At 61.3% G+C, this 8,545-nt stretch carries 7 protein-coding genes; 3 read left to right on the forward strand and 4 right to left on the reverse strand.

Annotated features, from left to right (window positions below; all coding sequences use genetic code 11):
- Nucleotides 1–47 precede the first annotated feature (47 nt).
- Nucleotides 48–440 carry a VOC family protein gene (locus ACQY5K_RS00090; RefSeq protein ID WP_428114571.1) on the reverse strand — a complete coding sequence of 131 codons (393 nt, stop codon included), beginning with the start codon at nt 438–440 and terminating at the stop codon, nt 48–50.
- A 985-nt stretch (nt 441–1,425) separates the two neighbouring features.
- On the opposite strand from ACQY5K_RS00090, the gene ACQY5K_RS00095 reads away from it, so the two are divergent.
- The 3 genes from ACQY5K_RS00095 (at nt 1,426) to ACQY5K_RS00105 (ending at nt 7,193) form a co-directional block, all read left to right on the forward strand.
- Nucleotides 1,426–4,452 (forward strand): S-layer homology domain-containing protein, encoded by a 3,027-nt coding sequence (locus ACQY5K_RS00095; RefSeq protein ID WP_428114573.1) that lies wholly within the window; start codon nt 1,426–1,428, stop codon nt 4,450–4,452.
- Between the two features lie 103 nt (nt 4,453–4,555).
- A complete protein-coding gene (locus ACQY5K_RS00100; protein WP_428114576.1) occupies nt 4,556–5,125 on the forward strand; it encodes a LysM peptidoglycan-binding domain-containing protein in 570 nt (189 codons plus the stop codon).
- Nucleotides 5,126–5,201: 76 nt separating this feature from the next.
- Nucleotides 5,202–7,193, forward strand: a complete 1,992-nt coding sequence (locus tag ACQY5K_RS00105; protein ID WP_428114578.1) for a fibronectin type III domain-containing protein — start codon at nt 5,202–5,204, stop codon at nt 7,191–7,193.
- A 4-nt stretch (nt 7,194–7,197) separates the two neighbouring features.
- Here ACQY5K_RS00105 and ACQY5K_RS00110 read toward each other — a convergent pair whose 3' ends face one another.
- The 3 genes from ACQY5K_RS00110 to ACQY5K_RS00120 are packed head-to-tail and all read right to left on the reverse strand — an operon-like array spanning nt 7,198 to nt 8,306.
- The gene (locus ACQY5K_RS00110) at nt 7,198–7,356 is read right to left on the reverse strand and encodes a hypothetical protein (protein WP_428114581.1); all 159 of its coding nucleotides are present in this window, start codon (nt 7,354–7,356) and stop codon (nt 7,198–7,200) included.
- 17 nt (nt 7,357–7,373) lie between these two features.
- Nucleotides 7,374–8,090 carry an IS1595 family transposase gene (locus ACQY5K_RS00115; RefSeq protein WP_428114588.1) on the reverse strand — a complete coding sequence of 239 codons (717 nt, stop codon included), beginning with the start codon at nt 8,088–8,090 and terminating at the stop codon, nt 7,374–7,376.
- Between the two features lie 51 nt (nt 8,091–8,141).
- On the reverse strand, nt 8,142–8,306 hold the full coding sequence (locus ACQY5K_RS00120) for a transposase (RefSeq protein WP_428114583.1): 165 nt from the start codon (nt 8,304–8,306) through the stop codon (nt 8,142–8,144).
- Nucleotides 8,307–8,545: the final 239 nt, after the last annotated feature.

The following is an 8,545-nucleotide window of genomic DNA, read 5'->3' on the forward strand; positions in this document are numbered from 1 at the left end:
CCGGGCACCGCCGCCAGAACCGATAGCGCCCGGCGTTGAGAGCCCGCTCAGGACGAGTAGGTCCTCAGCTCAACCTCGTTGCCGTCGGGATCGCGGACGTACACCGACGAGCCCCAGCCTCGGGCCCCGAACAGCCGCTCGGCTCGACTCACCACCTCGATGTCTGGGTGGGCGACGATCGACTCCACATCGCCGATGACCCATAGGGCGAAGTGCGCGAGGTTCTCGCCGCTTCGGTCCGCCTCGAAGAGGTCGATGATCGTGCCCTCGTCGATCCGGACCGACACGAAGGGCGCCTCACCGGCCTTCCATTCCTCGTAGCGCACCGGCGCCAGTCCCAGCCGGTCGCGGTACCAGCGCATGGAACGCTCGGCGTCGGCCACGTTCAACACGATGTGATCCAGCCCCCGCACCGTCGCCACACCCCCATCATTGGCCACAGCCGGCTCCTTGCACCCCGAGGCTAGGTGATGGCCCTGTCAGGATCCCGCCTTCGTCAACCGCCGCCTCGCGATTGACACGGCGCACGGAGCCGTACGGCGATTCGTTCCGGGCCTGCAACTCGAACCGGAGGCCGTGGGAGGCGTAGGCATAGCGCTTCTGCCAGCCTCGCCGGGAGGGCAACGGCTCGATGAAGTCGGAGTTCACAGCGGATTTCATGAGCGGTGTCCATTCGGCGTTATGGACCAGCAGCCCCCGGATGGTCGCACGAGGTCACCGAGTTTGACGCAGCGGCGCCGGTTCACTACGGTGATCGCTCGTGTCACAGTTGATTGGCTGTCTCGTATGACTTGGCCGTCCTATGTGCGAGGCCTCGCCATTGGCCGCGAGTCGGTTCTTGCCGCGCAGGCCGCACCCGCTGATCACCTCGTCTCACCAGCACGGCCTGCTGCCGCATCTACCCCCCCCCCCCCCCCGCGCGACTGGCAGGATCACACGGCGCGTATTCCTCTGAGCTGACGCCGCGGTCGCGTACCGCTTGTCCGTTCCCGCACCCCTCGGCCCTTCAGAGCGAGCGCCTCGGCACTGAACGCGCACCGGCTGACCGCGCAGCCCGAACCGGTGCCGCTGTACGGCGACAGGTCTCGGGGGCCGAAGCTCGACTCGATCAGCCGACTGATGCGATGGCCGGATCGGCCGTCGCCGCCGAGCCCACGAGGCCTTCCACTCCGGCGGATGGCCGACCGCACAGAACGGGCTCCCAGTCAGTTCCCAGCCCGTGGGCCCGAGTGGTTGCTCGCGAGCGCAACAGGTCAGGGGGCCGACCCCATGAATGAGATGCGACGCCCAGAGACTGATACCGCCCTACGTGAGCGACGGGCGGACGAAACTGAACTCCGTAGGCGGGCGAGCTCTGGCGTCCCGTCCACAAACGTTCGCCTATCGAGACTGGCTCCCGCGACGATTGCCGGCGCGTTGGTGTTCGTGGCAGTGTTGGCAGTCGCTGCCACGCCGGTCTCGGCGCAGACCGGCGGGTTCAGCGACGTACCCGGCGACACGTACTACTCGGAGCCGGTAGCGGCTATGGAGGCTCTAGGTGTCCTGACCGACTGCGAGGAGTCGGGAGGTTCCGACGGCAGAATCTTCTGCCCGCACCAGCCAATAGACCGCAAGACGATGGCGGTCTGGGTCGTGCGCGTCCTTGACGGTCAGGATCCCGATCCAAGCAAAGGTTCGAGGTTCGAAGACGTCGACCGCAAGCTGCCCAGATTCTGGCCGCCGTTCATCGAGAGGATGGCCGAACTCGGCGTCACGACAGGGTGCGGCGACGGCACCAACTTCTGCCCCAACGACTCTGTCACCCGCGCGCAGATGGCCGTGTTCCTTACCCGCGCGTTCAATCTGCCCGACGGCCTCGACCCGGGGTTCTCCGACGTGTCCGACCAGGCTTGGTACTACGACCAAGTAGCCGCCCTCGCCGCGTCCGACACTACCAAGGGGTGCGGAGACGGCACCGCCTTCTGTCCCGGCGTGGCCACGTCACGGGCGCAGATGGCAACCTTCCTTTACCGGGCCATAGTCAGGACCGAAGCGTTTGCGATCAATGACGAGGAGATTGCTCCTCTGTTCGCTCTCGGTTCCCAGAAGCCCGTTGACGTGAAGGAGGTCAAGGTGTGGGTCTACTACTGCGGCCCCACCAGCGACGACAACTTCAACATACCTGGCCATACCAGATCCGACCTGATATACGACGAGTCTGACCTTAGAGATGCGGTCAACCATTTGCGGACCTATGTCAGTCCGTTCTATCGAAGGGAATCGGGGTATCTAAAGGGCTCAATGCAGGGTTCCAATCTGATCTTCGTTGAAGGAGGCCTCTTATCGCCCGATGTTGGAGATTGGACTAGCAAAACAGTAAAGGCGTGGTTCACCGATGTCCGGGCCGGCATGAGCGATCCGTGCAGAGACGAAGTCAGAACCAGATCTGGATATCCGAACGTCCTTCTGCTTGTGCCGATTCCAATGGGAGGTACGGCCGGATATGCCCCTGACGGTGGACCAGCTCTAGCAGCAACTGCGGAGATACACAGCGACAATGATGACTATCTTCACACCGTTGCCCATGAGATCGGACACGCATTCTACTACTGGGATCATCCTTGGGACGATGACAATCTGTCTCCTCCCACAACGAAGGCCAACGTCGCACGCATCAAGGCAAGTATCAGCGGTGAGAGGTTGATGGCAGTCATGAGCTACCCGGTATTTGGTGCCAACGACGACTTCAGTGCTGACGCTCCCGACCATTCCAGAGCATATGTGGCTTGCGACCAACGCGCCGAATGGGAGTGGGTGGATGAGAATTGTGAGATCCCGGAATCACGTCCAGGACGTCCCAACGCTCCTCGTCTGACGTCGGGTGACGGTCGGCTTATTGTTAGATGGGATCCCCCATCCGAGAGACCTGATGGTATAACCGACTATGACCTGCGATACCGTCGAATAGACGCTTCTTGGAGAGACTGGCCAGTCGGCAGATCGCTCGAGACAACAGTTACAGAGTTGACCAACGGCATTGTCTACGACGTATCCGTCCGAGCCAACAATCGACACGGCGAGGGCAAGTGGTCTGCCCCGGCGTCAATGGCGCCGCAGTCAAGCGGGACCGGGCCGAGACCGACCGTAACGATCCGGGTGGGCGACGGCGCGCAGGGTGAGCGGGGTGCCGATCGCGTCTGCACCAGCGTTCACTGCCGGTGGCTACACATCGAAATCGAAAACCTAGGGATTGGCCCACACACCCTCGCCTGCGCTCACAACGGCATAGAGGAGTTAGAGGTCTCTAGAGGCGTATACAAGTCCCACGACGCTGTCTCGGTTTGGCCGGCCAATAGAAGCTGCCTCTTCGGATATCCCGGAAGCGAAGTCTTCGTCGTCGTCGGCGCGGAACGCCAAGGGGACACATGGTCCGGTGGCCACTATTCGAACATCATCGAGTGGCCCCGTAGCGATAGCGAGAAACCACCTGAGCAAACGCAACCACCGCGCGGAACTATCGTCAATGACACTCCAGCGCTCCATGACAACATCGGCACCTACAACTGGTGGAAGCCTCCAGCAGATGTCGACAGTGCAGGCCACGGCGCCAACGGATTCCATTTCACGACCGCAATCGGCAACGACATCGCGGTCGACAGCTGGGCTGAATGGAACTTCGGTTCCGTCGAGGGTCGATACGAAGTGCAGGCCTGGATACCGGCCCGTTGGTCCACAGCGAACGTGCAATACAACATCTGGGTTGACGATGAGCGTCTAGCCGGTCCGTGGTTGGATCAACAGCCCGTCACCGGATGGCAGTCTCTCGGCGTATACGATCTCAACGGCGAGGTCGACATCCGGATCCAGGACACGCTGGCCCGCGACGACTATCGCGATGTCGGATCCGTGAACGCCCGGTTGGCTGTCGACGCGATCCGATTGGTACCAATCGACGATGATACCGGCACTACCGAGCTGGATCCCGAGTACATATACAACGACAGTCCAGACCTTATGGACAACGTAGAACCGTACACCTGGTGGAAGCCGCCCGCGGATGTCGACAGGCTGGGCTACGGCAACGACGGCTTCCATTTCACGGTCGCAATCGGCAACGACAGTGACGACAAGTTAGACGACTGGGCAAAGTGGGAGTTTGACTCAGTAGACGGCAGCTACGAGGTTCAGGCCTGGATCCCAGACCAATGGGCCACAGCTCACGTGCAATACCTCATCTGGGCCGACGAGAACGGCGACAACTCATTCGCCAGCGACGAATACGTCGCCGGGCCTTGGCTCGATCAACAGACCAACAGCGGAGGATGGCAATCCCTCGGCGTGCATACTCTCCGCGGCCAGGTCCGCATCGACGTTCGCGACACACGTACCCGCGACGACTACCGCGATGTCGGAACCGTGAACGCCCGTCTCGCAGTCGATGCCATCCGACTGAGGAAAGTTCCTCAATCATAGGCCACAACCCAATCCCATCATGCCGCAAGGAGGCACCAACATGACAAAATCCAGATTCCCCAGACCCATCATGATCCTAGTCGCCATAGCCATGGTCTCAGCCTTGGCGACTTCATTGGCATCGCCGGTCGCCGCGCAAGTCGAGGATCTGCCAACGGAGAACGACGACACCGACGACACCGACGACACCGACACCGACACCGACACCGACGACACCGACGACACCGACGACACCGACACCGACACCGACGACACCGACGACACCGACACCGACACCGACACCGACGACACCGACGACACCGACACCGACACCGACACCGACGACACCGACGACACCGAACCCGACGACACCGACGACACCGACGACACCGACACCGACACCGACACCGACGACACCGACGACACCGACACCGACACCGACACCGACACCGACGACACCGACGACACCGACGACACCGAACCCGACGACACCGACACCGACACCGTCAGAGTCACCGTCGTGCGCGGCGACAGCCTGTGGAAACTCGCCCGAATTCATCTCGGATCCGGATTGCGCTGGTCGGAGATCTACGCCCTAAACGAGGGCATCGTCCAAGCTGACGGCCGTGCACTCACCAACCCGGACCTGATCCTGATCGGTTGGGTGCTCGAGCTTCCGTCCGCCATCAGTTAATGCCGCCCCCTGAACGGCCAAAGCGAGTTCGAGTCCAAGGACTTTCCACAACTACCTGAAATGGAGCGATAGACAAATGACAAAGTTGACTATAATCATCGCCACTGCGGTCGCGCTGTTAGCCACCGCTTTGAGCCCTGTCCATGCACAGGAGCAATACGCCCTTGGCCTTCAAACAACTATCGTCAACGACGATCCGGTCCTTAGGGACCAGGTAGACCCGTACAGCTGGTGGAAGCCGCCCGCAAATATTGACAGACTGGGCTACGGCAGCAACGGCTTCCATTTCACCGTGGCAATCGGCAACGACGGTGACGACCAGTTGGACGACTTCGCCATATGGGAGTTTGATTCAGTAGACGGCAGATACGAAGTTCAAGCCTGGATCCCCGCCAAATGGGCAACAGCCCACGTGCAATACCTCATTTGGGCCGATGAGAACGGCGACTCCACATTCGCCAACGAAGAATACGTCGCCGGCCCTTGGCTCGATCAACAGCACGTCACCGGATGGCAATCCCTCGGCGTGCACACTCTTCACGGTCGTGTCCGCATTGAGCTTCGCGATACACGAGCCCGCGACGACTATCGCGATGTCGGCACCGAGAACGCCCGAATAGCGGCCGACGCAATCCGCCTACTGCGGAATGGCCAAACCTCTTCAGAGGAACCTCCAACCCCTCCGAGGTCTGTGATGGCCGTTCCGCACGGCGAGAGCTCACTCAGAGTTACGTGGTCGGCTCCAACCAGCAGCGGCAGTTCGCCGATAAGCGGCTACGAATTGGAGTATTCCCGAGACGCCCTAAGGAATCACCCGGTGTACGGTGACCGGGGTCCGTACAACAGCGGACCCGTTAGCGTCAACGGGAGGTCGCACACCACAGGAGCCTTCCTGCGCGGAGTTACGTACACAGTCAAAGTAATCGCCATCAACGGAGACGGCCAACGCAGCGAACCCGCCATCACCACGGCCACCACAAGAGCCAGCACAACCGCACCGCCAACAGAGGTGCGCAGTGTGAGCGCTGTGGCGCACGGTACGAGGCAGATTCGGGTGACATGGTCGCCGCCGTCGGACTCTGGCGGCGCGGCGATCAGGCACTACATCGTGCGCTATTCGCGTCCCGCTATTGGCGACAGCCCAGCTTGGAGCTCGAGCGACACCACGACCAGCACTTCACATACCAGTGGCAACCTCAGATACGGCACCACCTACACCGTCACCGTCACCGCGGTCAACCTGCATGGGTCAGGTCCCGAGGGCCGTGATTCGATCACGACGCTGACTGTGCAAATGGCGGAACTGGAGAAGCGGCTAACGGAATCGGTGAAGAATCTCGAAGAACTGGCGTTCAACGCGAGTATCAGTGCACGAGATGCAGCGGATGCCGCTTTGTATCTGGAGCGACTAGTTCAGGAGGATGAGTCAACGAACTTCCGCAAGAACACGGAGAACGCAGAGAAGAATGCTCAATGGGCCAGCAACAATGCTAGAGACGCGAGATCACTCCACGAAGAGATCGACAACGATCTCAGCCTACTATGGGGGGTCACGACAGCTGGCTACAGCGACTTCATTATGAGAATGGAGGGGGTGGAATCGCAAGCGGACAAGGCACTACAGCTTACAGTGGCGATGTCAGAATGGGCGTCGTGGGCGAAGCTGACTGCAGCGCTCCTGTGTACTGCAATAGAGAACAGGTTGGTCAAGGAGATCTACGATGACGTCAGCCTCGGACTCACGGTACTTGGTCTTGCGGGCAGTGTTAAGACCCTGGTTGTCAAGGGGCTCCGAGCTTTGGGAGAGGTAGCATTGGATCATCTCAAGGATGAGGCAAAAGATCGGATTGTCGGGAAGATTCTTGATGAGATTCTACCGGAAGATGTGAGAGAAGTAATTGATATAGTTGTGTTCCTTGATCCTCCTGAGCCTCCTCCAACTAGCGCGGGGAAGGTATCGAAGTTGTGCGACTATAAAGACGGCCAACTGTATCGTCTTCCTTTGTGCAACGACCTTAGTTGGTGGCAGAAAAACGTCTTAGGTACGATCTGCCGGGCGACTACATAGATGGCTAGCCGCCGAGCGGCGGGTTGGGGGAGGGAACGCCTCCCCCAACCCCACTTCCCTCAGTTGAGGACTTGGGAGCGGCCGCGAGCAGAGCGTCGGTAGCACGTTCCAACTGTTCGACCGTGACGAGCGGCTGTTCAGCCGTCGGTTCGGGGTCGGTCATGTCGCCCACACTACGCGTCAGCCGCGGGAGCCTGTCAACTCCCGGTAGGTCAGCGACCGACCCTCCATCGCCGCGGCGGCTTCGCTCATCTTGTCGATGACGTGCCGGTTGCGGCGGTTGTAGCGGAACGAGTGTTCCTCGATGTAGCGGTGCAGATGGTCGTCTGACATGTAGTGGTAGGTGCCGATGTGGGTGCGCTTCAACAGGCTCCAGTAGTTCTCGACGCCGTTGGTGGACACCGAACCGCGGACGTACTCGCCGAGGCCGTGGATGACCCGAGCATGGTTGAAGCCCATCGCCGCGAGTGGGTCGTAGATGCGGCTGCCGTCGGTGTAGACCTCCGCACCCTGGCGGGTGGTGGCGGCAACCATCGCGGTCGCTGTGGCGGTGGTGACCTCGTGCACCGGTGTGGCGGCGACAGTGCCGGTGCGGCGGTCTTTGACACCGATCACGGCGGTCTTGCCCGGATCGGCCTTGTGGGCGTGGCGGTTGCGGGCCTTGCCGCCGATGTACGTCTCGTCGGCCTCTACCGGGCCGTCAAAGCCGGGGAGTCCGCCTTCTGCGAGTGCTTGGCGGATGCGGTGCGCCAAGTGCCACGCCGTCTTCTGGGTGACGCCCAGGTCGGCGGCGAGCTGCACCGACGACCGGCCCTTCGGGTTCGCCACAATCAAGAAGATCGCCAGCAGCCACGTTTGAGCGCCCAACTTCGAGGCGTGCATGAGGGTGTGGCTCATCACCGAGAAATGCTTGCGACACTCGCGGCACCGGTACGGCATCGGACGCCGCTACGCCACCTCCGACACCCGGCCACCCCCACAGTGCGGACAGACCGGACCGCTCGGCCAGCGGCGAGACACGAACCACACCTCAGCCGCCCGGTCATCGGGGAACCGGCGAAAGAACTCCGCGAGCCTCATCCCGGTGCGGACGATCTCATGGGCTTTACTCATGTCCCCATGATCCCACAGGGGTGTGACATCAAACCCCGCTCCGACCTCGGGTCTGGCTAGCCATCTATGTAGTCGCCATCTGCCGCAAGTAACGTCATAGTGCTCCACTGGCAATGGAGCGTCTCCGATCATGATGGCCAGCATAGGGCTCTACGCGGTTGATGAGCTTCTATGTCAAGCGGGGAGGGGGCGGATTGGGGTGTTGGTGTCGTGCTGGAGGTGGACCCAGCTGCGGGTCT

The organism is Candidatus Poriferisodalis sp., from assembly GCF_965262965.1.
GTDB lineage: Bacteria > Actinomycetota > Acidimicrobiia > Acidimicrobiales > Poriferisodalaceae > Poriferisodalis.